Annotated in this window: 18 protein-coding genes; 10 read left to right on the top strand and 8 right to left on the bottom strand. The window is 59.8% G+C overall.

From position 1 onward, the window contains the following. Window positions 1-44 precede the first annotated feature (44 nt). The 9 genes from KZH41_RS07340 to KZH41_RS07300 all read left to right on the top strand — a co-directional run bounded on the left by KZH41_RS07340 (window position 45) and on the right by KZH41_RS07300 (window position 10010). A complete protein-coding gene (locus KZH41_RS07340; RefSeq protein WP_049709759.1) occupies window positions 45-800 on the top strand; it encodes a DeoR/GlpR family transcriptional regulator in 756 nt (251 codons plus the stop codon). A 287-nt stretch (window positions 801-1087) separates the two neighbouring features. Further along, window positions 1088-2626 (top strand): glycerol-3-phosphate dehydrogenase, encoded by a 1539-nt coding sequence (gene glpD, locus KZH41_RS07335; protein WP_094953450.1) that lies wholly within the window; start codon window positions 1088-1090, stop codon window positions 2624-2626. Window positions 2627-2944: 318 nt separating this feature from the next. Beyond that, window positions 2945-3871, top strand: a complete 927-nt coding sequence (locus KZH41_RS07330) for a glutamate/aspartate ABC transporter substrate-binding protein (RefSeq protein WP_094953451.1) — start codon at window positions 2945-2947, stop codon at window positions 3869-3871. 194 nt (window positions 3872-4065) lie between these two features. Next, window positions 4066-4812, top strand: a complete 747-nt coding sequence (locus KZH41_RS07325; RefSeq protein ID WP_003208731.1) for an amino acid ABC transporter permease — start codon at window positions 4066-4068, stop codon at window positions 4810-4812. After that, entirely contained in the window at window positions 4812-5483 is a 672-nt protein-coding gene (locus KZH41_RS07320; RefSeq protein ID WP_263274603.1) for an amino acid ABC transporter permease, read from the top strand. Before KZH41_RS07325 ends, KZH41_RS07320 begins: the two co-directional genes overlap by 1 nt. Continuing rightward, on the top strand, window positions 5480-6214 hold the full coding sequence (locus KZH41_RS07315; RefSeq protein ID WP_003208734.1) for an amino acid ABC transporter ATP-binding protein: 735 nt from the start codon (window positions 5480-5482) through the stop codon (window positions 6212-6214). Before KZH41_RS07320 ends, KZH41_RS07315 begins: the two co-directional genes overlap by 4 nt. 209 nt (window positions 6215-6423) lie before the next feature. Continuing rightward, a complete protein-coding gene (locus KZH41_RS07310) occupies window positions 6424-8316 on the top strand; it encodes a sensor histidine kinase (protein ID WP_094953453.1) in 1893 nt (630 codons plus the stop codon). Between the two features lie 6 nt (window positions 8317-8322). Next, window positions 8323-9672, top strand: a complete 1350-nt coding sequence (locus KZH41_RS07305; protein WP_094953454.1) for a sigma-54-dependent transcriptional regulator — start codon at window positions 8323-8325, stop codon at window positions 9670-9672. Further along, the gene (locus tag KZH41_RS07300; protein ID WP_094953455.1) at window positions 9672-10010 is read left to right on the top strand and encodes a GlpM family protein; all 339 of its coding nucleotides are present in this window, start codon (window positions 9672-9674) and stop codon (window positions 10008-10010) included. The genes KZH41_RS07305 and KZH41_RS07300 overlap by 1 nt, the downstream gene beginning before the upstream one ends. Before the next feature lie 1030 nt (window positions 10011-11040). Here KZH41_RS07300 and KZH41_RS07295 read toward each other — a convergent pair. The 6 genes from KZH41_RS07295 to KZH41_RS07270 are packed head-to-tail and all read right to left on the bottom strand — an operon-like array spanning window position 11041 to window position 18306. After that, window positions 11041-12438 carry a sigma-54-dependent transcriptional regulator gene (locus KZH41_RS07295; protein WP_094953704.1) on the bottom strand — a complete coding sequence of 466 codons (1398 nt, stop codon included), beginning with the start codon at window positions 12436-12438 and terminating at the stop codon, window positions 11041-11043. After that, window positions 12428-14206: a sensor histidine kinase gene (locus KZH41_RS07290; protein WP_094953703.1), complete on the bottom strand. Its 1779-nt coding sequence runs from the start codon at window positions 14204-14206 to the stop codon at window positions 12428-12430. Before KZH41_RS07290 ends, KZH41_RS07295 begins: the two co-directional genes overlap by 11 nt. Continuing rightward, window positions 14206-15330 carry a GNAT family N-acetyltransferase gene (locus KZH41_RS07285; protein ID WP_094953702.1) on the bottom strand — a complete coding sequence of 375 codons (1125 nt, stop codon included), beginning with the start codon at window positions 15328-15330 and terminating at the stop codon, window positions 14206-14208. The genes KZH41_RS07290 and KZH41_RS07285 overlap by 1 nt, the downstream gene beginning before the upstream one ends. Window positions 15331-15345: 15 nt before the next feature. Next, a complete protein-coding gene (locus KZH41_RS07280) occupies window positions 15346-16212 on the bottom strand; it encodes an alpha/beta hydrolase (protein ID WP_094953701.1) in 867 nt (288 codons plus the stop codon). After that, complete coding sequence (locus KZH41_RS07275; RefSeq protein WP_083359925.1) at window positions 16209-17603, bottom strand: aspartate aminotransferase family protein; 1395 nt, start codon at window positions 17601-17603, stop codon at window positions 16209-16211. Before KZH41_RS07275 ends, KZH41_RS07280 begins: the two co-directional genes overlap by 4 nt. Beyond that, a complete protein-coding gene (locus KZH41_RS07270) occupies window positions 17596-18306 on the bottom strand; it encodes an MtnX-like HAD-IB family phosphatase (protein WP_094953700.1) in 711 nt (236 codons plus the stop codon). Before KZH41_RS07270 ends, KZH41_RS07275 begins: the two co-directional genes overlap by 8 nt. Before the next feature lie 240 nt (window positions 18307-18546). Between KZH41_RS07270 and KZH41_RS07265 the strand changes: the two genes are divergently transcribed. Next, window positions 18547-19317: a MipA/OmpV family protein gene (locus KZH41_RS07265; RefSeq protein ID WP_242154663.1), complete on the top strand. Its 771-nt coding sequence runs from the start codon at window positions 18547-18549 to the stop codon at window positions 19315-19317. Window positions 19318-20287: 970 nt separating this feature from the next. Here the strand turns inward: KZH41_RS07265 and KZH41_RS07260 are convergent. Together KZH41_RS07260 and KZH41_RS07255 are read right to left on the bottom strand one after the other, a co-directional pair. Next, entirely contained in the window at window positions 20288-20941 is a 654-nt protein-coding gene (locus KZH41_RS07260; protein WP_094950908.1) for a DsbA family oxidoreductase, read from the bottom strand. Between the two features lie 55 nt (window positions 20942-20996). Further along, complete coding sequence (locus KZH41_RS07255; protein ID WP_094950909.1) at window positions 20997-22016, bottom strand: alpha/beta fold hydrolase; 1020 nt, start codon at window positions 22014-22016, stop codon at window positions 20997-20999. Between the last annotated feature and the right edge of the window lie 107 nt (window positions 22017-22123).

The following is a 22123-nucleotide window of genomic DNA, read 5'->3' as shown; positions in this document are numbered from 1 at the left end:
CGTCATCATGGGCCACTTTTGTACGGCAGCCCAAAGGACGCCCCATGAATCTGCCTCCCCGCCAGCAACAAATCCTCGAACTGGTCCGCGAACGCGGCTACGTCAGTATCGAGGAGATGGCGCAGCTATTCGTTGTCACCCCGCAAACCATCCGCCGCGATATCAATCAGCTGGCGGACGCCAATCTGCTGCGCCGCTACCACGGCGGCGCGGCCTATGACTCCAGTGTCGAGAACACCGCGTACGCCATGCGTGCCGACCAGATGCGCGATGAGAAACAACGCATCGGCGAAGCCATTGCCGCGCAAATCCCTGATCACGCCTCGCTGTTTATCAATATCGGCACCACCACTGAGTCCATCGCGCGCGCGCTGCTGAACCACAATCACCTGAAAATCATCACCAACAACCTCAACGTCGCCACCATGCTCAGTGCCAAGGACGACTTCGATGTGCTGTTGACCGGCGGTAACGTGCGCCGTGATGGCGGTGTGGTCGGCCAGGCGAGTGTCGACTTTATCAACCAGTTCAAGGTCGACTTTGCGCTGGTGGGCATCAGCGGTATCGATGAAGACGGCAGTTTGCTCGACTTTGATTATCAGGAAGTGCGGGTTTCCCAGGCGATTATTGCCAATGCGCGCAAAGTGATCCTGGCGGCGGACTCAAGCAAATTCGGGCGCAATGCCATGATTCGCTTGGGGCCGATCAGTCTGGTGGACTGTTTAGTGACGGATCAGCAGCCGGTGCCGGCGCTGGTGCAGTTGTTGAATGAGCATAAGGTCAGGCTGGAAGTAGTTTAGCGCCTGCTCCGCCGCCATCGCGGGCAAGCCCGCTCCCACATTTTACCGAGTTCCCACATTGGAATGGTTTCAACTGTGGGAGCCGGGCTTGCCCGCGATGGCGATGGACCCGACACCACATTTCTAGCGCCTTCCCCAGGCTCATGTTCACAAATTTTCCTTTTCCCGCCCTTCGATGAGTTTTTTCAATCGAAGTCGGGTGGCTGTGCGCGCGTTTATCAGCTACCATTTTCGCAAATGAACATTAATGTTCGAATTCCAAGACGAAAAATTCGCGAGGCCTGCCGATGAACCCTTCCACCTTGCCTGCCCCACCGCTTGCCGAAGTCTATGACGTTGCCGTAATCGGTGGCGGGATCAATGGCGTCGGCATTGCAGCAGACGCAGCCGGGCGCGGTTTGTCGGTATTCCTTTGCGAAAAGGACGATCTGGCCAGCCACACCTCTTCCGCCAGCAGCAAGCTGATCCACGGCGGCCTGCGTTACCTCGAACATTACGAATTCCGCCTGGTGCGCGAAGCCCTGGCCGAACGTGAAGTGCTGCTGGCCAAGGCCCCGCACATCGTCAAGCAGATGCGCTTCGTGTTGCCACACCGCCCGCACCTGCGCCCGGCGTGGATGATCCGCGCCGGCCTGTTCCTGTATGACCACTTGGGCAAGCGCGAAAAACTCGCCGGCTCCAAAAGCCTCAAGTTCGGCCCCGACAGCCCGCTGAAAAGCGAAATCACCAAAGGCTTCGAATACTCCGACTGCTGGGTCGACGACGCCCGCCTGGTGGTACTCAACGCCATGGCCGCCCGCGAAAAAGGCGCGCATATCCACACCCAGACCCGTTGCGTGAGCGCGCACCGCAGCAACGGCATGTGGGAAATGAACATGGAACGCGCCGATGGCAGTCTGTTCTCGATCCGCGCCCGGGCACTGGTGAACGCGGCCGGCCCATGGGTCGCCAAGTTCATCAAGGAAGACCTGAAGCTGGATTCGCCTTACGGCATCCGCCTGATCCAGGGCAGCCACCTGATCGTGCCGAAACTGTACGAAGGCGCCCACGCGCACATCCTGCAGAACGAAGACCAGCGCATCGTCTTCACCATTCCGTACCTGAACCACCTGACCATCATCGGCACCACCGACCGCGAGTACACCGGCGACCCGGCCAAAGTGGCGATTACCCAGGGTGAAACCGACTACATGCTCCAAGTGGTCAATGCCCACTTCAAGAAGCAACTGAGCCGTGACGACATCGTCCACACCTATTCCGGCGTGCGCCCACTGTGCAACGACGAATCGGACAACCCGTCGGCCATCACTCGCGATTACACCCTGTCGCTGTCGGGTGGCACGGGCGAGGCGCCAATCCTGTCGGTGTTCGGCGGCAAGCTGACCACCTACCGCAAACTCGCCGAGTCGGCGATGGCCCAACTGGCACCGTACTTCACGCAGATGCGCCCAAGCTGGACGGCAAAAGCCAGCCTGCCTGGCGGTGAAAACATGACCACGCCAGAAGCATTGGCCGAAGCCATCCGCGCCAAGTTCGACTGGGTGCCAAGCGAGATCGCCCGCCGCTGGTCCACCACCTACGGCAGCCGCACCTGGCGCCTGCTGGAAGGCGTGCAATCGCTGGCTGATTTGGGCGACCACCTCGGTGGCGGCCTGTACACCCGCGAAGTCGATTACCTGTGTGCCGAAGAGTGGGCGACGCAACCGCAGGACGTGCTGTGGCGCCGTACCAAACTTGGCCTGTTCACCACCCCAGAGGAACAGGACAACGTGCAGCGTTACCTGTCCAAGGTTGAGCAGAACCGCGCAAAGATTGAAGCGGCCTGACAGTCAAGCCTCACAAAAAGCCCCTGCACCGTAAGGTTCAGGGGCTTTTTTTATAGCGCTCCCGCTATTCGGTTTTCCGAACGGCATACCCCGCCCTATTCGGTTTGCCGGATCCTCTAGTCACAACTCCTCCACAACAAAAAGTTAATCTCTTTATAAATCAAATAGATAACCTTTTATTTCAGGTATGGCACGACTCATGCTCTACACTCCCTGACGATTGCTTGCGACGCTTCAGGAGCCGTCACGGGCATTCGCTGTACAAAAGAGAGCCGTTTAGCCGGCTTCATAAAAAAAACAAATGTCGAGGAAGTATTGATGCGCATCGTTCCCCATATCTTGGGCGCAGCTATCGCTGCTGCTCTGATCAGCACTCCAGTTTTCGCCGCCGAACTCACCGGCACACTGAAGAAAATCAACGACTCCGGCACCATCACTCTCGCTCACCGCGACAGCTCCATTCCGTTTTCCTACATCGCGGATGCCTCGGGCAAACCCGTGGGCTACTCCCACGACGTTCAGTTGGCTGTCATTGAAGCCCTGAAAAAAGACCTGAACAAACCCGACCTGAAGACCAAGTACAACCTGGTCACCTCGCAAACCCGTATCCCGCTGATCCAGAACGGCACCGCGGACCTCGAGTGCGGCTCCACCACCAACAACGCCGAACGCGCCCAGCAAGTTGATTTCACCGTCAACATCTTCGAAATCGGCACCCGTCTGCTGGTCAAGAAAGACAAGGATGGCAAGCCGTCCTACGCTGACTTCGCCGACCTGAAAGGCAAAAACGTCGTGACCACCGCCGGCACCACGTCCGAGCGCATCATCAAAGCGATGAACGCCGACAAGCAGATGGGCATGAACGTCATCTCCGCCAAAGACCACGGCGAATCCTTCCAGATGCTGGAAAGCGGCCGCGCCGTCGCCTTCATGATGGACGACGCCCTGCTGGCCGGTGAAGAAGCCAAGGCCAAGAAGCCGGACGACTGGGTCATCACCGGTACTCCACAGTCCTTCGAAGCCTACGCATGCATGGTTCGCAAAGGCGACCCAGACTTCAAGAAAGCCGTGGATGACGCCATCGTCGCCCTGTACAAGTCCGGCGAGATCAACAAGATCTACAGCAAATGGTTTGAGAGCCCGATTCCACCAAAAGGCCTGAACCTGAACTTCCCGATGAGCGAAAAGGTTAAGGAGCTGATCGCTAACCCAAGCGACAAACCAGCGCCTGATGTAAAAATCTGATACCTGACTAAGCTTATGTCCTGAGGGAGCCAACCCTCCCTCAGGCGTCTGTTACTACCTGCTGGCTTTAATTTTGGAACACTCGACCTGGCGGTTTTCGAGCCGATCGCGTGTGCCCGGCGTTCAACGCCAGGCGGGAAAGGATCTCCCCAGGCAGGTGCTTGTACATTGATCGATCTTGAGGGGAGACCCTAATGAATTACAACTGGGACTGGGGCGTGTTCTTCAAGTCCACTGGCGTGGGCAGCGAGACTTATCTCGACTGGTACATCGCCGGTTTGGGCTGGACCATTGCCATCGCTGTCGTGGCATGGATTATCGCCTTGTTGCTGGGGTCCATTCTGGGCGTCATGCGCACCGTGCCAAACCGCATCGTATCGGGCATCGCGACCTGCTATGTGGAACTGTTTCGTAACGTGCCGCTGCTGGTTCAGCTGTTTATCTGGTACTTCCTGATACCCGATCTGCTGCCGCAAAACCTGCAGGACTGGTACAAACAAGACCTCAACCCCACCACTTCGGCCTACCTGAGCGTTGTCGTGTGCCTGGGCCTGTTCACCGCCGCCCGTGTGTGCGAACAAGTGCGTACCGGTATCCAGGCGCTGCCACGTGGCCAGGAATCGGCGGCACGCGCCATGGGTTTCAAGCTGCCGCAGATCTACTGGAATGTGCTGCTGCCCCAGGCCTACCGCATCATTATTCCGCCGCTTACCTCGGAATTCCTCAACGTGTTCAAGAACTCCTCCGTGGCGTCCTTGATCGGCTTGATGGAGTTGCTGGCGCAAACCAAACAGACCGCCGAGTTCTCGGCCAACCTGTTTGAAGCCTTCACCCTGGCCACACTGATCTATTTCACCCTGAACATGAGCCTGATGTTGCTGATGCGCGTGGTCGAGAAGAAAGTTGCCGTGCCCGGCCTGATCTCTGTGGGGGGTAAATAATGGAACTCGATTTCAGCGGTATCATCCCCGCCATTCCCGGCCTGTGGAACGGCATGGTCATGACCTTGCAGTTGATGGTCATGGGCGTGGTCGGCGGCATCGCGCTGGGTACGATCCTCGCGCTGATGCGCCTGTCGTCCAGCAAACTCATGTCGCGCCTGGCCGGCGCTTATGTGAACTACTTCCGTTCGATCCCGCTGCTGTTGGTGATCACCTGGTTCTACCTGGCAGTGCCGTTTGTGCTGCGCTGGATCACCGGCGAAGACACTCCGATCGGTGCGTTCGCATCCTGCGTCGTGGCCTTCATGATGTTCGAAGCCGCGTACTTCTGTGAGATCGTGCGGGCCGGCGTGCAGTCGATCCCCAAGGGCCAGATGGCCGCCGCACAAGCGATGGGCATGACCTATGGCCAGACCATGCGTCTGATCATCCTGCCCCAGGCGTTCCGCAAGATGACCCCGTTGCTGCTGCAACAGTCGATCATCCTGTTCCAGGACACCTCGCTGGTTTACACCGTGGGCCTCGTGGACTTCCTCAACTCCGCCCGCTCCAACGGCGACATCATTGGCCGCTCCAATGAGTTCCTGATCTTCGCCGGTGTCGTCTACTTCATCATCAGCTTTTCCGCCTCGCTGCTGGTCAAGCGTATGCAAAAAAGGTTTGCCGTATGATCTCTATCAAGAATATCAACAAGTGGTATGGCGACTTCCAGGTGCTGACCGATTGCAGCACCGAGGTTAAAAAAGGCGAAGTGATCGTGGTGTGCGGGCCGTCTGGCTCGGGTAAATCCACCTTGATCAAGTGCGTCAACGCGCTGGAACCGTTCCAGAAAGGCGACGTGGTGGTGGATGGCACGTCCATCGCCGACCCGAAGACCAACCTGCCGAAACTGCGCTCGCGCGTGGGCATGGTGTTCCAGCACTTCGAACTGTTTCCGCACCTGACTATCACCGAAAACCTGACCATCGCGCAGATCAAGGTGCTCGGCCGCAGCAAGGAAGAAGCCACCAAGAAAGGCCTGCAACTGCTTGAGCGCGTGGGCCTGTCGGCGCATGCCCACAAGCACCCGGGCCAGCTGTCCGGCGGCCAGCAACAACGGGTGGCGATTGCCCGCGCCCTGGCCATGGACCCGATCGTCATGCTGTTCGACGAACCGACCTCGGCGCTCGACCCGGAAATGGTCAACGAAGTGCTCGACGTGATGGTGCAACTGGCCCAGGAAGGCATGACCATGATGTGCGTGACCCACGAAATGGGCTTCGCCCGCAAAGTGGCCGACCGCGTGATCTTCATGGACGCCGGCAAGATCATCGAAGACTGCCCGAAAGAGGAGTTCTTCGGCGACATCAGCGCCCGCTCCGAACGCGCGCAGCACTTCCTTGAGAAAATCCTGCAGCACTAAGCCCTATATAGCTTCCACTGTGGAAACCGCGCCCATATGGGAGCGGGCCTGTGTGGGAGCTGGCTTGCCTGCGATGGCATCACCTCGGTGCCCCTGTGATACCGTGGCGTCTGCATCGCGGGCAAGCCCGGCTCCCACAAAAGCCAGGCTCCCACACAAACAGGTCCGTGCCAGGGCTGGCAAGCTCTGGTTGACCCAAGGCATCTGTGATGAAATGCGACCCCAACCAATTTCGCGCCGCACCGCCATCACTTGCCGTGAAACCTCGTCTGATTCGTCAACTGTTCCTGCCGCCGTTGATCATCGCCCTGATGATCGGCTTGGGTTATATCGGCTTCTGGGTCAGTGAGTACTATGGCATCCGCACCCTCAGCGACAACGGCGAACGCCAGTTGGAGCTGCACGCGCGCACCGTCGAAAGCGAACTGAGCAAATACACCTACCTGCCCAGCCTCCTGGAATTGGAGTCTAGCGTCTCCACGCTGCTGGCCGACCCGAGCCAGGAAACCCGCAAAACCGTCAACGGTTACCTCGAAGGCCTGAACCGACGCAGTCGCAGCCGGGCTATCTATGTGATGGACACCACCGGCCGGGTGCTGGCCACCAGTAACTGGCGCGATGCCGACAGTTACCAGGGTGAAGACCTGTCCTTCCGCGCCTATTTCCAAAATGCCGTACGCGGCCAGCCGGGGCGCTTCTATGGCATCGGCAGCACCAACGGCGAACCCGGCTACTACCTGGCCCACGGCCTGGAAGAACACGGCAAGATCATCGGCGTTGCCGTGGTCAAGGTGCGCCTCGAAGCCCTTGAGGAACGCTGGCAGCGTGCGCGCCTCGAAGCCTTTGTGAGCGACGAGAACGGCATCATCATCCTCTCCAGCGACCCGGCGCGCCGGCTCAAGGCCGTACGCCCACTGAGCGATGACACCAAGGAACGCCTGGCCCACAGCCTGCAATATTACTGGGCGACGCTGAACGAGCTGGAGCCCCTGGCCCGTGAACGTCTGAATGAAGGCACCGAGAAGCTGACCTTCCTGGCCAACAGTGAAGTGGTCAACGATGAGCACGAGGTCAGCTACCTCGCACAAACCCGCCCGCTCTACGACACACCGTGGAATTTCACCCTGCTGACCCCGCTCAATGACCTGCGCCGAGCGGCGATCAACCAGGGCATTCTGGTGGCCGTCGCATTTGGCCTGGTCGCGTTTTTGCTGATCGCTTGGAACGAGCGGCGCAAGGTCATCGCCACCCGCCTCGCCGCACGGGAAGCCTTGCAGGAAGCCAACAGCCAGCTGGAACGCAGGATTGCCGAACGCACCAGCGACCTGCGCGCCAGCAACGAACGACTCAAGGGCCAGATCCGTGAACGGCGCCAGGCCGAAGAAACCCTGCGCCGCGCCCAGGATGAGCTGGTGCAGGCCGGTAAGCTGGCGGCCATCGGCCAGATGTCGACCAGCATCGCCCATGAATTGAACCAGCCACTGGCGGCGCTGCGCACGCTGTCGGGCAACACCGTACGCTTCCTCGAACGTGGCGCCCTCGACACCGCCAGCGCTAACCTCAAGACCATCAACGAACTGATCGACCGCATGGGCCGCATCACCGCCAGCCTGCGCTCCTTTGCCCGGCGCGGCGATGACCAGGGCGAAGCCAACCTCGGTAAAGCCGTGGACGCGACGTTCCAGGTGCTCAGTGCCCGCCTCGACAGCCTGCCGCTGACCGTGCACCGCGACTTCGCCAACGCCCACTTGCAGATCGACCAGACGCGCCTGGAACAGATCCTGGTCAACCTGATCGGCAATGCGCTAGACGCGATGCAGGCCCAACCTGCGCCCGAACTGTGGTTGGATGGCCACGTGTTTGAGGGCAAATACCGCCTGCGCGTGCGTGACAACGGCCATGGTATCGACCCCGAAACGCGCAAACATTTATTCGAACCGTTCTTCACCACCAAACCCGGCGAACAAGGCCTGGGGCTGGGCCTGACCCTTTCCGCCAGCCTCGCGGCGGCCACCGGCGGCAACCTTGCCGTGGAACACCCAGCCAGTGGTGGTACTGCCTTTGTCTTGTGCCTGCCGTTGGTGGGCGCTCAAAAAAGCTGAGTCGACATGAATACAGACACGACAGCCGCAAAAGACGACCTCACCGTTCTAATCGTCGAAGACGACCCCCATGTGCTGCTCGGCTGCCAACAGGCGCTGGCGCTGGAAGACATTCCCAGCGTGGGCGTGGGCAGTGCCGAAGAAGCGCTCAAGCGCATCGGCGAGAACTTCGCCGGCATCGTCATCAGCGATATTCGCCTGCCGGGCATCGATGGCCTGGAACTGCTGACACGCCTCAAGGCCTTGGATAAAAGCCTGCCGGTGGTGCTGATCACCGGGCATGGCGATATCTCGATGGCCGTCGGCGCCATGCGTAACGGTGCCTACGATTTCATGGAGAAACCCTTCTCCCCCGAGCGCCTGGTCGACGTGGCGCGCCGCGCCCTGGAGCAACGCGGGTTGGCGAGAGAAGTGTGGTCTTTACGCCGCCAATTGGCCGAACGCGATTCCTTGGAAGGCCGCATCATCGGCCGCTCCCCGGCCATGCAGAACCTGCGCGAACTGATCGCCAACGTCGCCGACACATCGGCCAACGTGCTGATCGAAGGCGAAACCGGCACCGGCAAGGAATTGGTTGCACGCTGCCTGCATGACTTCAGCCGGCGCCATTCCCACCAGTTCGTCGCCTTGAACTGCGGCGGCCTGCCGGAGAACCTATTCGAAAGCGAGATCTTCGGCCACGAAGCCAACGCCTTTACCGGCGCCGGCAAGCGGCGCATCGGCAAAATCGAGCATGCCCACGAGGGCACGCTGTTTCTCGATGAAGTGGAAAGCATGCCGATCAACCTGCAGATCAAATTGCTGCGGGTGTTGCAGGAGCGCACCCTCGAACGCCTGGGCTCGAACCAGAGCGTGGCGGTGGATTGCCGGGTGATCGCCGCCACCAAATCCGACCTTGACGAGCTGAGCCGCGCCAGCCAATTTCGCAGCGACCTTTACTACCGCCTCAACGTGGTAACCCTGGAACTGCCGCCCCTGCGCGAGCGCCGCGAAGACATCCTGCAATTATTCGAACACTTCCTGCAGCAGTCCTCTTTGCGTTTCGACCGCACCGCGCCGGAGCTGGACAACCAGACCGTTTCAACGCTGATGAGCCATGACTGGCCAGGCAACGTGCGTGAACTGCGCAACGTGGCCGAGCGCTTCGCCTTGGGCTTGCCGGCCTTCAAGAAAACCGGCAACGGCACCGTCAACCATGGCCTGGCCTTTACTGAAGCCGTGGAAGCCTTCGAGCGCAACCTGCTGGTGGATGCCCTGCAACGCAGCGGTGGCAACCTGACCCAGGCCAGCCAGGAACTGGGCATGGCCAAGACCACCCTGTTCGACAAGGTCAAAAAATATGGGTTGAGTCACTGATGGATCTACTCCTGAAGGCCGCCATTGGCGCGGCAGTGGTGCTGATCTTGGCGGCGTTGGCCAAGACCAAAAACTATTACATCGCAGGGTTAGTACCGTTGTTTCCGACCTTTGCGTTGATTGCGCATTACATCGTCGGCAAGGGCCGTTCGGTGGAGGATTTGAAGACCACCATCGTGTTTGGGATGTGGTCGATCATTCCGTATTTTGTGTATTTGGCGACGTTGTATGTGATGGTCGACCGGATGCGCTTGGAAGCCTCACTCGCCGTGGCGGCGGTGGCGTGGTTGATGGCGGCGACGGTGTTGGTGAGTGTGTGGGTGCGCTTCCATACCTGATGTGGTTATCGCGGGGTCGCTGGGTACATATCCGTTATTTGGGTGATGGCTGATATGGGTTCCGCTCTTACAGCGGCTCACTTTTGAAAAGCGCAAAAGTAAGCAAAACGCTCTTGCCCCACCACTCGGCACCTCGCCTCCGGCTCGGTGTGCCCTCACTCCGGCTTTGGAGCGGGGGCCGCCGCCATGGGCCATCCTTGGCCCATCGCGGCTAACCCGGCGTCCTGCCGGTTTACCCCCGCTCCAAAGCCTGCGTTCGGCCAGCGTGGTTTAACGGGGCGCCTAAGATCAAAATCAAAAGCAGATCAAGATCAACAGCACGGCGGCCTAGTAGCCGACCTGAGTGGTTAGATCAAAAGCACGGCCGAGGCGGCCTGACAGCCGACCTGATCTTGGAGGCTGAAACTCAATCAAATGTGGGAGCTGGCTTGCCTGCGATGCAGACACCTCGGTCTATCAAGTACACCGAGTTGATGCCATCGCAGGCAAGCCAGCTCCCACAGAAAAGCAGAGCACTGCGGTGCTGGCAGCCGAACTCGCTCCCACATTGGGATCTCATTACATCAGCTAGATAGGGTGGTGCTCTGCTTTTGCTCTGCTTTTGCTCTGCTTTTGCTTCTACCACTCAGGTCGGCTACTAGGCCGCCGTGCTCTTGCTTTTGATCTTGATCTGAGGCGCCCCGTTAAACCACGCTGGCCGAACGCAGGCTTGAATCCGTGGGTAACCCGGCAGGACGCCGGGTTAGCCGCGATGGGCCAAGGATGGCCCATGGCGGCGGCCCACGGATTCAAGCCGGAGTGAGGGCATGCCGAGCCTAGGCGAGGCACCGAGTGGTGGGGCAAGAGCCCTTTGGTTACTTTGGGGCTCTTTTCCAAAAGTGACCCGCTGTAAGAGCGGAACCCTAGGTAGCCGTTACCGCAGCAACGGATATGTACCCATATCTACCCAACCCCGAGTTGCGTAGAAACCTATGGCTATCGCAGGCAAGCCAGCTCCCACATTTAGAACAATGATGGGACGCCTGGAAAATCAGCGCACGATCTTGTCGACCTGAATCCCCAACTTCTTCAACCGATACCAAAAGCTCCTCTCGGAAATCCCGATCTTCGCCGCAGCCGCCGCCTGCACGCCGTTGCTCTCATTCAACGCCGCCAGAATGTAGGTTTTCTCGACTTCTGCCAGCGCCGCGTCCAGGTCCGCAGGCACGCTCGGGTTGTCACCCAGCAGCGCCGTAACGCCATCTCCAGCAGGCCTGGACGCAAACAGATACGCCGGCAGGTCAATGTCTTCGATCACAGGCGATGCCGCCACAATGGTCGCGCGCTCCACACAGTTCTGCAGTTCACGAATGTTCCCCGGCCAGCTGTAAGCCGCCATGGCCTGCAACGCCTCAGGGCTGAAGCCAGTGACGCGTTTGCCGGCGGTGGCGCTCAGGGTCTGGGCAAAGTGCCGGGCCAGAGGCACGATGTCCTCGGCGCGTTCGCGCAGGGCCGGCAGCGGGATCGGGAACACGTTGAGGCGGTAATACAGGTCTTCGCGAAATTCTTTATTGGCCACCGCGTCCAGCAAGTTTTTATTGGTGGCGGCGATCACTCGCACATCCACCTTACGCTCACGCGGGTCGCCCACCGGTTCGATCACCCGCTCCTGCAAGGCGCGCAGAATCTTGGCCTGCAAGGCCAGGGGCATATCCCCCACTTCATCAAGGAACAGCGTGCCCTTGTCGGCCTGCATAAAGCGCCCGACCCGGTCCGCCACGGCGCCGGTGAACGCGCCTTTGCGATGGCCGAACATCTCGCTTTCCAGTAAGCCGTCGGGGATGGCCGCGCAATTAACCGCCACGAACGGCTTGTCGGCGCGGCTGCCGTGCTTGTGGATAGCGCGGGCGACCATTTCCTTGCCGGTGCCGCTTTCGCCAGTCAGCAGGATGGTCGCGTTGCTGTCACGCACCGAGTCGATTGCGTGCAGCACCTGGCGAAACGCCGGGCTGTCGCCCACCAGGCTGTCGAACTGCGCATGGTGGTCAAGCTCGGCACGCAGCCGCGCGTTGTCGCGCATGATGTCGCGAAACTGCAAGGCCTTGGCCACTGTGATGTCCAGCTCGTCGATGTCGAACGGCTTGGCGATGTAGTCATAGGCGCCGTTGCGCATCGACTGCACCGCGTTCTTTACCGTGCTATAGGCGGTCATCACGATCACCGGCAGTTCTGGGAAACGCACCTTGATCTCAGCCAACAGCGCCGGCCCGTCCATGCCCGGCATGCGCCAGTCACTGATCACCAGGTCGATGTCTTCCTGCTCCAGCACCTTGAGTGCGTGCAGGCCGTTGCTCGCGGTGAATACCTGAATGCCGTTCTGGCTCAAGGCCGAGGACAGCAAGTCGCAGAGCTTGGGCTCGTCGTCGACTACCAATACGTTATGCGTCATGACCTTCCTCATCGTCGCCGTCGTCTTCACCGTGGGCCGGAATGTACAGGCTGAAGGTGGCGCCGGCATCTTTCTCACTGGCACATTCAATGCTGCCGTCGTGACTCTCCATGATCGAATAGACTTTTGCCAGGCCTAAGCCTGTGCCCGAGGCCTTGGTGGTGACGAATGGCGTGAAGATCCGCTCGACCATATCCGCCGGGATGCCTTGGCCGGTGTCGGCGATGCTGATCACCGTGTTGCCGCCTACGCTGCGAATGCCCAGGGTCAGGCGCCCGCCTTCGGGCATCGCATCGATGGCGTTGAGAATCAGGTTGAGGCACGCCTGCTTGAGCTGCTTGGCATCGGCATAGATCGTCGCACCGGGCGCCTGATCATCGATGTGCGCGTCGATGTTATGGGTGGCCAGTTCCGGGCCGCAAAAGCCGAGTATTTCCTCCACCAGCGGGCGCACTGCCTGCAACACGCGCAACGGCGGGTTGGGCTTGGCAAAGTCGAGGAATTCGGTGATCAGGTCGTTGATGCGGCTGACCTCGCTGATCACGTATTCCAAGTGGCGCTTGTCGGTTTCCGGCAAGTCAGCGCGGCGGTGCAACAACTGGGTGGCGGTCTTGATAATGCCCAGCGGGTTGCGGATTTCGTGGGCCAGGCCCATGGCAACTTCGCCCAGGGCGTGCAGCCGGTCGCGGCGGCGCAACTGGGCTTCAAGGTGATGCAACTCGCCCAGGCGCTCGGTCATGTGGTTGAAGGTGCTGCTCAGTTGGGCCAGCTCATCGCCGCCGGTGACCAACACGCGGTGCTCGTAATTGCCCGAGATCACTGCCCCCACGCCTTGAGACAAATCGCGCAGCGGCTTGGTCAGGCGCCGTGACACCAGCACACCGGCGCCCAGGGACAGCGCCGAGCTGAGCAGGAAAATCAGCACGAACAGGTTGCTCTGGTTCACCAGCCCCACCAGGCTGGTGTGACGCAGCAGGCCGCTGAAGATCACGCCTTGCAGTTCGCCGGCGTCATTGAAGATCGGCCAGTACAAACCGCTGTAATTGTTGGTGAACTGCTCGCTCGGCTGCTTGGTGCTGCGCATCGCCGTCTCGACATCCTTGGGGATGCGCGAGGGGTGATTTTCGAACCGTTGGGTCGAGAAGATTTCGTTAAAGCCCGACGGGTTGGCCAGGTACAGGCGCAGGTCGAGGGAGTGCACATCGGCCACGCTGGTGAGGAAGCTGCTGTCCAGGTAAGTGGCCACCAACAATACGTAGTCGACGCCTTCCTGGTTGCTTTCGAACGTCGAGACCACCAGGCCCGTATTTACGCCGGCTACCTGGATGGTTTGCAGCACCGCATTGCTGGTCAGGCTGATCTGCTTGACGACATCGTCAGGCGCCGTGCTGAACACGATCTTGTGGTCACTCACGCGAATCAGCGAGACCACGTCTATATCCGTGGCCTGGGCGATATCGGCCGTGAGTCGGTCATGCTTGGCAGCCTGCCTGCTCGAAGGCGGGCTGGTGTAGCGCATGAACAGCTTGGCCATGCGCGCGTTGTCATGAAGGATATCGCCAATCTCGTCCTTGACGATCTTGGTCGACTCTTGCAGCCAGATGCGCACGTTGCTGTCGAAAATCTGCGACAGCGTGGTCGCGGCCAGCTCGGCGGCGATCATGGTGGGAATGACGCTGACCAGCCAGAACGCCAGCACCAGCTTGCGCTGGACGCTCCAGCGCGAAATGGCAAAGGGGCGGGCTTTCTGGCGGGTTTTGGTGATCATCAGGTTTCGCTTATCGCAGCAGCCATGGCAGGGTCGGAACGATCCGGTCTTATGTACATTTTCACGAGTTTGAGCAGGCCATTGACCAGCCGGTTACGGTGACGGAAGAACATACTGTTGCCCCGGAACTCGCAACCCAGGCGCAGCTTGCTCGCGTACCCGTCCTGACCGCACTCGTACACGGGAATATTGTGCGCAATACAATAGCCGACATTGGTCAGCCAGTATCTGAAGTACAAGCTGTATTCGCGACTGAATTGCATGTCATGCCCGAAAAACTTGTCGATCAAACGGTGCTGGTCCAACAGGATCAGGTTGAACGCCACCAGACGCTCGTCCACCCAATACAAAACACAGACCGCACGCCCTTCAAGCCGTTCGAGGACGCCGGTGAAGTAAGTGGCCGGCAGGCGTTCGAATTGCAAATCGGCGCGGCTGAGCGTGGCCTCGTATAGGCGCATCACCTCAGGCAGCACGTCATCGATATTATGCCGCCACTCCACGCGCGGTCCCGGCGCACGCAGTTTACGGCGCAGGTCCTTGCGGGTCGATTTGCACAACGAGCCCAGGTAGGCGTCCACCGAACCGTAAGGCACCGTCAGCAAACCGCTGGGCAAGCTGGGCATAGTTTGAAATCCCGCAGCGCGGCAGCTCGCCGCCCAGTGCGGGTCTTTGGTCGGCACGTCCTTGACCGCCACCAGGCCAATCCCAAATGCGTGGGCATCCTGGCGTGCAGCCTCAAGCAAGTGCTTGATCAACAGCGGGCGCTGCCCCTCAGGAACGCTACTGGCAATTCCCGCATCGCAACGCTCGGCCACCGGAGAGCCGATGGCATACAACTGCAAACGCAAAACACCCGGCCACAGTCGCTCCAGGCGCTCGGTAAAGCGCTTGCCGGCGCCCGACACCGTGGTGTCGAGGCGATAATGGGTGATGAACGCGGCGGCGACGGCCACCAGCGTTTCATCTTCGTATACAGCCAGGTAACGCCATTTGAATTCATCGATGGCGGCGTTTTCCACGGCGACGTAAAAATCCCAATCCTCCAGAGCTCCGGGAAAACAGTCGTTCCAGGCACTGCGCTGGATGGCCCGGATGGTTGAAAAGGCTTGGGCGGTGATCACGTCGCGTCCTTAGGCTTATGCCCGCTGCCGATAGTCTACGGGTGCCTGGATAGCCTCGGCGTGTTGCTCGACAAACTCAGCGCTCAACTCAATCACCCGGCGGTATTGCAGGTCGACGGTGATCATGTGGTAGCAGTTGTCCAACAAAATCTTGGTCACGGGGCCGCCCAAGTGGCGTTCCACGTAGTCGGCGTTCCAGCGGCTGGTGATGTCGTCCTCGATGGAGTGCAACACCAGGGCCGGCACCTTGATCTCGGGCATGCGCTTCTTGACCACGGCGTTCATGCGGTGCAACTCGCGCACCGTGATGCCCTCCATGGTCAGCAAGCCGGCCTCGCTGCTCTCGCCTTCCTTCATCTGGCGCTCGACGATGGCCCGCAGGCGCTCGTTCTTGATGCCGTAAGGCGGCTTTTCTTCAAAGCGGCAGATGTGCACGCCGAAGGGAATCTTCATCAGCAACGGCGTCAGGAACGCCAGCTTGTGAATGCTCCAACCGTCGTACTTCAAGGTGGTGGAATACATCAACAGCCCGGCGACTTGGCCAGGGTGCTCGGCGGCCACGTACATCGACATCACCGCGCCCATGGACAAGCCACCGACAAACACCTGCTCGTGGCGTTGCTTGACCTGTACGAAGGTCTTGCGCACGCCTTCGTACCAGTCCAGCCAGCCGGTGGCCTGCAGGTCGCTGTTGTCACCGCAATGCCCGGCCAGGGTAGGCACGTACACCGTGCAGTTACCCGCCTTGGCCAGCCCTTTTGCCACCTGACGCAATTCCGTCGGGGTGCCGGTCAGGCCGTGGATCAACAGGATCCCGACCGGACCTTCACCGAGAACGAAGCCGGCATCACCTTCGCCGAGGTCGAACCCGGAAGTACTCACCGTTTTGTCGCTCGCACCAGCAGTTGCTCGAGCAGCTTCAAGCCCAGGTCGATTTCCGGGTAGCTGATTTCCAGCGACGGTGCCAGGGTGATGACGTTTTTGTAGTAGCCGCCCACGTCGAGGATCAAGCCGAGTTTCTGGCCATCCACGACCATGTCGCCCTTCATGCCTTCCTCGACCATGTAGTCCAGGGTCGCCTTGTCCGGGGTGAAACCATCCGGGCCACAGATTTCGCAGCGCAGGGCCAGGCCCAGGCCGTCGACATCGCCGATGATCGGGAAACGTTTCTGCAGGTCTTGCAGACCTTCCAGGAAGTATTTGCCCTTGGCCATGACCATTGCGCCGTAGTCGACTTCGCTGGTCATCTTGAACATTTCCAAACCGACCGCCGTACCCAGTGGGTTGGAGGCGAAGGTGGAGTGGGTCGAACCTGGTGGGAAGATCTTCGGGTTGATCAACTCTTCACGCGCCCAGATGCCGCCCAGCGGGTTCAGGCCGTTGGTCAGCGCCTTGCCGAAGACGATCACGTCCGGCTGCACGTCGAAGTGCTCGATCGACCACAGCTTGCCGGTACGGTAGAAGCCCATCTGGATTTCGTCCGACACCATCAAGATGCCGTGCTGGTCCAGCACGTGCTTGAGTTCGCGGTAGAAGTTCATCGGCGGAATCACGTAGCCACCGGTGCCCTGGATCGGCTCGACGTAGAAGGCTGCGTACTCGCACTGGTTGGTTTTCGGGTCCCACACGCCGTTGTATTCAGTCTCGAACAAACGGGCGAACTGCTGCACGCAGTGGCTGCCGTATTCTTCCTTAGTCATGCCTTTGGGGCCACGGAAGTGGTACGGGAACGGGATGAAGTTGGCGCGCTCGCCGAAGTGGCCATAGCGGCGACGGTAGCGGAAGCTCGAGGTGATCGACGAGGCGCCGAGGGTACGGCCGTGGTAGCCGCCTTCGAAGGCGAACATCAGGCTCTTGCCGTTGGAGGCGTTACGCACCACTTTCAACGAGTCTTCGATGGACTGCGAACCGCCAACGTTGAAGTGCACACGACCGTCGAGGCCGAATTTTTTCTTGGCGTCGACCGCGATCATTTCCGACAGCTCGATCTTGCCTTTGTGCAGGTACTGGCTGGCGATTTGCGGGAGGGTGTCGATCTGCTGTTTCAGTGCGTTGTTCAGGCGCGGGTTGGCGTAACCGAAGTTAACCGCCGAGTACCACATTTGCAGGTCGAGGTAGGCCTGGTCTTCGGTGTCCCACACGTAGGAGCCTTCGCAACGGCTGAAAATACGCGGCGGCTCGATGTAGTGAACGGTGTCGCCGTAGGAGCAGTACTTGGCTTCTTTATCCAGAAGGATCTGGTCTTCGGCAGTGGCGATACGGATATCAGACATGGTGGAAGAGTTCCTGATTTTCAATAGAGAGGTCGGCAGTAAAGCTGCCAGCGTTGGCGGCGATGCCCTGAGGCAGCTTGGCCAGCAATGCGGTCACTTCGGCGAAAGTGTCGAAGCGCGCGTGAGGAATGTTGTTGGTTTCGCAGTAATCGGCCAGGCTGCCTTTGGCAAAAACGAAGTCAGCAGTGGAGGCCACGCACATGTCGGACTTGCCGTCGCCGATCACCAGCACGCGCTTGTTGCGCGGGGTGGATTTGCACTTGCAGTTGCCGGAAGCGGCACGGCAGGCATCGCTGGAATACGGGAAGTCGATGCGCCAGCTGTTCTGGTCGACCTGGCGCAAGCGGTTGGCGAGGATCGGCAGCAAGGTCACGTAGTTGCGCGACAAGATGCGCGCGATGCCTTGTTCGATGCCGTCGCTGACCACTTCGATGGTCGCGCCCAGGCCCATGACGTGATCAACGAAGTCCGGGAAGTCCGGGTCGATCTCAACGCTGTCGAAGTACGCCAGCAGTTCAGCCGGGGTCGCCTTGATCAGCGCCAGTTGGCGGCTCAGGCATTCGCGTGAACCGATATGCCCATCCAGCCATTCCTGTTCGATGGTTTCCCACTCTTCGCCTGCGAAGCGTTGGAGGACGTTGTCGATGACGTCGGTGGGGGTGATGGTCCCGTCGAAGTCGCACACGATATGCCACTGGATCATTGCCTGTCCTTGAGTTGGAGGGCTTGAAGAGGAGCGCGCTAAATGCGCTTGCTACAGGGATATAGCAGGGACTGTGCCAACTGGTTAAAGCCCAGCGGGGCTGGGGCTTTGGCCGTTACTGCGGGTAAAATGTGTCGCAGGAGCTACAATTTTTGTAGCTTGCTACAAACAAGATGAGTGCTTGCGTCAGGGATGCCCTTCGCGCGTGAATGCGCGCAAGTTCAGATAAGGAAACGCTCCATGGTCAAGGTTACTTCTGCTGTATTCGCCGGCTTGCTTGGGCTGTGGAGCTTTTCCAGCTCGGCAGCCGCCGAAGGCATTACCGGCGAAGTGGGCGCAGGCGTCAGCTACCAACCCCACGACCCCACTGGCAGCCGCTACGAAACCCAGCCGATTCCCTACTTCGACCTGGACTGGGGCAATGTCAGCCTGGGTACCGACGACGGCCTGACTTGGAGCGCGCTCAATACCAATGGCATCACTGCCGGCCCGTACATCAACTACCTGCCGGGCCGCACGGCCAATGGCTCACTGCGCGGGTTGCGCGATGTACCGGATATGGCGGAGGTCGGGGGTTTCATTCAATACGCACCGGCTGAGTTTTGGCGTGTGTATGCGCAGGTCGGCCAAGCGGTGGGCGGCAGCCGTGATCACAGTGGTGTGCTGGGCAAACTCGGCGGCGAGCTGGGCTACCCGCTCGGTGGCGGCATCATCGGCAGCACCGGGCTGATGGCGCACTTTGCCGATGCTCGTCAGACGCAGGCCTTTTTTGGTGTTGATGACAAGGAGTCTGCGGCTTCGGGTATTCGCGCCTATAACGCCAGTGCGGGGTTCCAGAACCTGACGTTGACCCAGAGTTTTGAATTTCCGCTGGCGACGCATTGGTCGTTGTTGGCCAGCGCCAGTTGGACGCACTTGGTGGGGTCGGCGGCTAACAGCACCATCGTCAAAGAGACGGGTAATGTGAATCAGGGACAGGTGCAGACGGCGATCAGTTACAAGTTTGATTGAAGGGCTGGATGTTGGTGGCTGGTGGCTGGTGGCTGGGTACATATCCGTTATTTAGGTAACGGCTGATATGGGTTCCGCTCTTACAGCGGCTCACTTTTGAAAAGCGCAAAAGTAAGCAAAACGCTCTTGCCCCACCACTCGGCACCTCGCCTAGGCTCGGTGTGCCCTCACTCCGGCTTTGGACCGTGGGCCGCCGCCATGGGCCATCCCTGGCCCATCGCGGCTAAACCGGCGTCCTGCCGGTTTACCCACGCTCCAAAGCCTGCGTTCGGCCAGCGTGGTTTAACGGGGCGCCTAAGATCAAGATCAAAAGCAGATCAAGAGCACGGCGGCCTAGTAGCCGACCTGAGTGGTTGAAGCAAATCAAAAGCAAAGCCGAGGCGGCCTGACAGCCGACCTGAACTTGGAAGCTGAACTCAAGCCAGCTCCCACAGAAAAGCAGAGCACGCCGGTACTGGCATCTGAACTCGGTCAAAACTGTGGGAGCGGGCTTGCTCGCGAATGCGGTGGGTCAGTCAGCTTATTTGTAACTGAACCACCGCATTCGCGAGCAAGCCCGCTCCCACAATTGGATCTCGGTACATCAGACAGAAAGTGTGCCGCTGTGCTTCTGCCCTGCTTCTGCTTCAACCACTCAGGTCGGCTACTAGGCCGCCGTGCTCTTGCTTTTGATCTTGATCTTGATCTGAGACGCCCCGTTAAACCACGCTGGCCGAACGCAGGCTTGAATCCGTGGGTAACCCGGCAGGACGCCGGGTTAGCCGCGCTGGGCCAAGGATGGCCCATCGCGGCGGCCCACGGATTCAAGCCGGAGTGAGGGCACACCGAGCCTAAGCGAGGTGCCGAGTGGTGGGGCGAGGACCTTTTGGTTACTTTTGGGTCCTTCCAAAAGTGACCCGCTGTAAGAGCGGAACCCTAGGTGGCCGTTACCGCAGCAACGGATATGTACTCAAACCACCAAACGAAACCATCAGCCCTTAGCCTCACTGATAATCTGCCGAATCGCCCCAACAAAAGCCTCAGCCGGCTGCCCCCCACTCACCGCATACTGATCGTTAAACACAATCGTCGGCACCGAAGTCACCCCCCGAGAAATCCACAGCTGCTCCTGCTCACGCACTTCTGCCGCATATTCATCGCTGGCCAAAATCTCAGCAGCACGCTTGACATCCAACCCAACACCTTCAGCAATAATCGCCAAAGTCGCATGGTCGGACGGATCCTGCCCATCAGTGAAGTAAGCCTTGAACAGCGCTTCCTTAAGGTTGTACTGCAACCCCTCCAACCCCGCCCAATGCAGCAGACGATGCGCATCAAAGGTGTTGTAGATACGGCTCTGACCGTCATTGCGAAAAGCAAAGCCCAACGCCGCCCCCATGTCACGAATACGCGCACGGTTAGCCTGCGATTCCTCAGCAGTGGAGCCGTATTTCTCAGTAATGTGCTCAACAATGTTCTGCCCAATCGCAGGCATATTCGGATTCAGCTCAAACGGCTGAAAATGAATCTCAGCCTGCACCTCAGCGCCCAACTGGTCCAACGCCTCGGTCAACCCACGCAGGCCGATAATGCACCAGGGGCAAGACACGTCGCTGACGAAATCGATTTTCAGGGGAGTACTCATGGTAGGCAACCTCGCTGGCATTAATGTGCCGCAAAAGTTGCACGATACACCAACTTCACAACACCTTCGAAGGCTGCCCCAAGTCAATCTGCGCCCAATGCGCGGCATCTTCGCGGTGGGCTTGCAGGTACGGCAACACCGCCGCCAGCAACGGCGCCTTGAACGCCTCCTGAAAACGATGCGCCAAGCCGGGAATCAACTTCAACTGGCTGCCCTGGATATGCGCAGCCAAGTGCACGCCGTGCATCACCGGCAGCAACGGGTCGGCGGTGCCATGCACCACCAACGTCGGCACGCGCAACTGGTTGAGCAACGGCACGCGGCTGGGCTCGGCGAGGATCGCCATGATCTGGCGCTTGACCCCCTCCGGGTTGAAAGCGCGGTCGTAGGACAGCGCCGCCTGATGCAGCAACACCTGGCGATCATCTTTCACATTCGGGCTGCCCAACGCCGCCAGCAGGTCGGCCTGTTGCTCCAGCGCCACCTCACGGTTGGGTGCACTGCGCCGCGACAACAACTGCACCAACGCCGCATTGGGCGCCGGCAGGCCTTCGGCGCCGGAGCTGGTCATGATCAGGGTCAGGCTCTCGACCCGTTGCGGCGCCATGGCCGCCAGGTGCTGGGCGATCATGCCGCCCATGCTCGCACCCAGCACGTGGAATTGGCGGATCTGCAAGGCGTCCATCAGCCCCAAGGCATCGTCGGCCATGTCGGTCAGCGTATACGGCGCCGCTACCGGCAGGCCGAGCTTGTAGCGCAGCACTTCAAAGGTCAGGTTGGCGCTGGCCGGGGCCTGACGCCAAGTCGATAGGCCAACGTCACGGTTGTCGTAGCGAATCACCCGAAAACCTTGTTCGCACAAGGCCACCACGACTTCATCCGGCCAGTGGATCAACTGCCCGCCCAGGCCCATCACCAGCAACAAGGCAGGGTCGGACGCACGGCCGATGCTCTGGTAAGCGATGCTCACCTGAGCCAGGTCGACCGTTTGGGTCGGAACATTGACATCACATCGAGACGCCGCAAAAGACGGCAGGCCGACTAATAGAGCGGCCAGTAAAAGCAACACGCGCATGAAAAACACCGAAACGCAGAACCCCAGTAGAGCGCGAGTCTGATGAAGTTTGTTCAAGCGCGCTGCCACGGTTACGTGACAGTTTGATGAAGGCCGCTCAACGGTCG

Origin of the sequence: Pseudomonas sp. YeP6b, assembly GCF_025642995.1 — a bacterium.
GTDB lineage: Bacteria > Pseudomonadota > Gammaproteobacteria > Pseudomonadales > Pseudomonadaceae > Aquipseudomonas.
This window is presented reverse-complemented; position numbering and strand designations above follow the sequence as displayed.

Coding starts and splice junctions, on each gene's coding strand:
- KZH41_RS07340 (WP_049709759.1), top strand. CDS start 45: ATGAATCTGCCTCCCCGCCAGCAACAAATCCTCGAACTGGTCCGCGAA.
- glpD (WP_094953450.1), top strand. CDS start 1,088: ATGAACCCTTCCACCTTGCCTGCCCCACCGCTTGCCGAAGTCTATGAC.
- KZH41_RS07330 (WP_094953451.1), top strand. CDS start 2,945: ATGCGCATCGTTCCCCATATCTTGGGCGCAGCTATCGCTGCTGCTCTG.
- KZH41_RS07325 (WP_003208731.1), top strand. CDS start 4,066: ATGAATTACAACTGGGACTGGGGCGTGTTCTTCAAGTCCACTGGCGTG.
- KZH41_RS07320 (WP_263274603.1), top strand. CDS start 4,812: ATGGAACTCGATTTCAGCGGTATCATCCCCGCCATTCCCGGCCTGTGG.
- KZH41_RS07315 (WP_003208734.1), top strand. CDS start 5,480: ATGATCTCTATCAAGAATATCAACAAGTGGTATGGCGACTTCCAGGTG.
- KZH41_RS07310 (WP_094953453.1), top strand. CDS start 6,424: ATGAAATGCGACCCCAACCAATTTCGCGCCGCACCGCCATCACTTGCC.
- KZH41_RS07305 (WP_094953454.1), top strand. CDS start 8,323: ATGAATACAGACACGACAGCCGCAAAAGACGACCTCACCGTTCTAATC.
- KZH41_RS07300 (WP_094953455.1), top strand. CDS start 9,672: ATGGATCTACTCCTGAAGGCCGCCATTGGCGCGGCAGTGGTGCTGATC.
- KZH41_RS07295 (WP_094953704.1), bottom strand. CDS start 12,438: ATGACGCATAACGTATTGGTAGTCGACGACGAGCCCAAGCTCTGCGAC.
- KZH41_RS07290 (WP_094953703.1), bottom strand. CDS start 14,206: ATGATCACCAAAACCCGCCAGAAAGCCCGCCCCTTTGCCATTTCGCGC.
- KZH41_RS07275 (WP_083359925.1), bottom strand. CDS start 17,603: ATGTCTGATATCCGTATCGCCACTGCCGAAGACCAGATCCTTCTGGAT.
- KZH41_RS07270 (WP_094953700.1), bottom strand. CDS start 18,306: ATGATCCAGTGGCATATCGTGTGCGACTTCGACGGGACCATCACCCCC.
- KZH41_RS07265 (WP_242154663.1), top strand. CDS start 18,547: ATGGTCAAGGTTACTTCTGCTGTATTCGCCGGCTTGCTTGGGCTGTGG.
- KZH41_RS07260 (WP_094950908.1), bottom strand. CDS start 20,941: ATGAGTACTCCCCTGAAAATCGATTTCGTCAGCGACGTGTCTTGCCCC.
- KZH41_RS07255 (WP_094950909.1), bottom strand. CDS start 22,016: ATGCGCGTGTTGCTTTTACTGGCCGCTCTATTAGTCGGCCTGCCGTCT.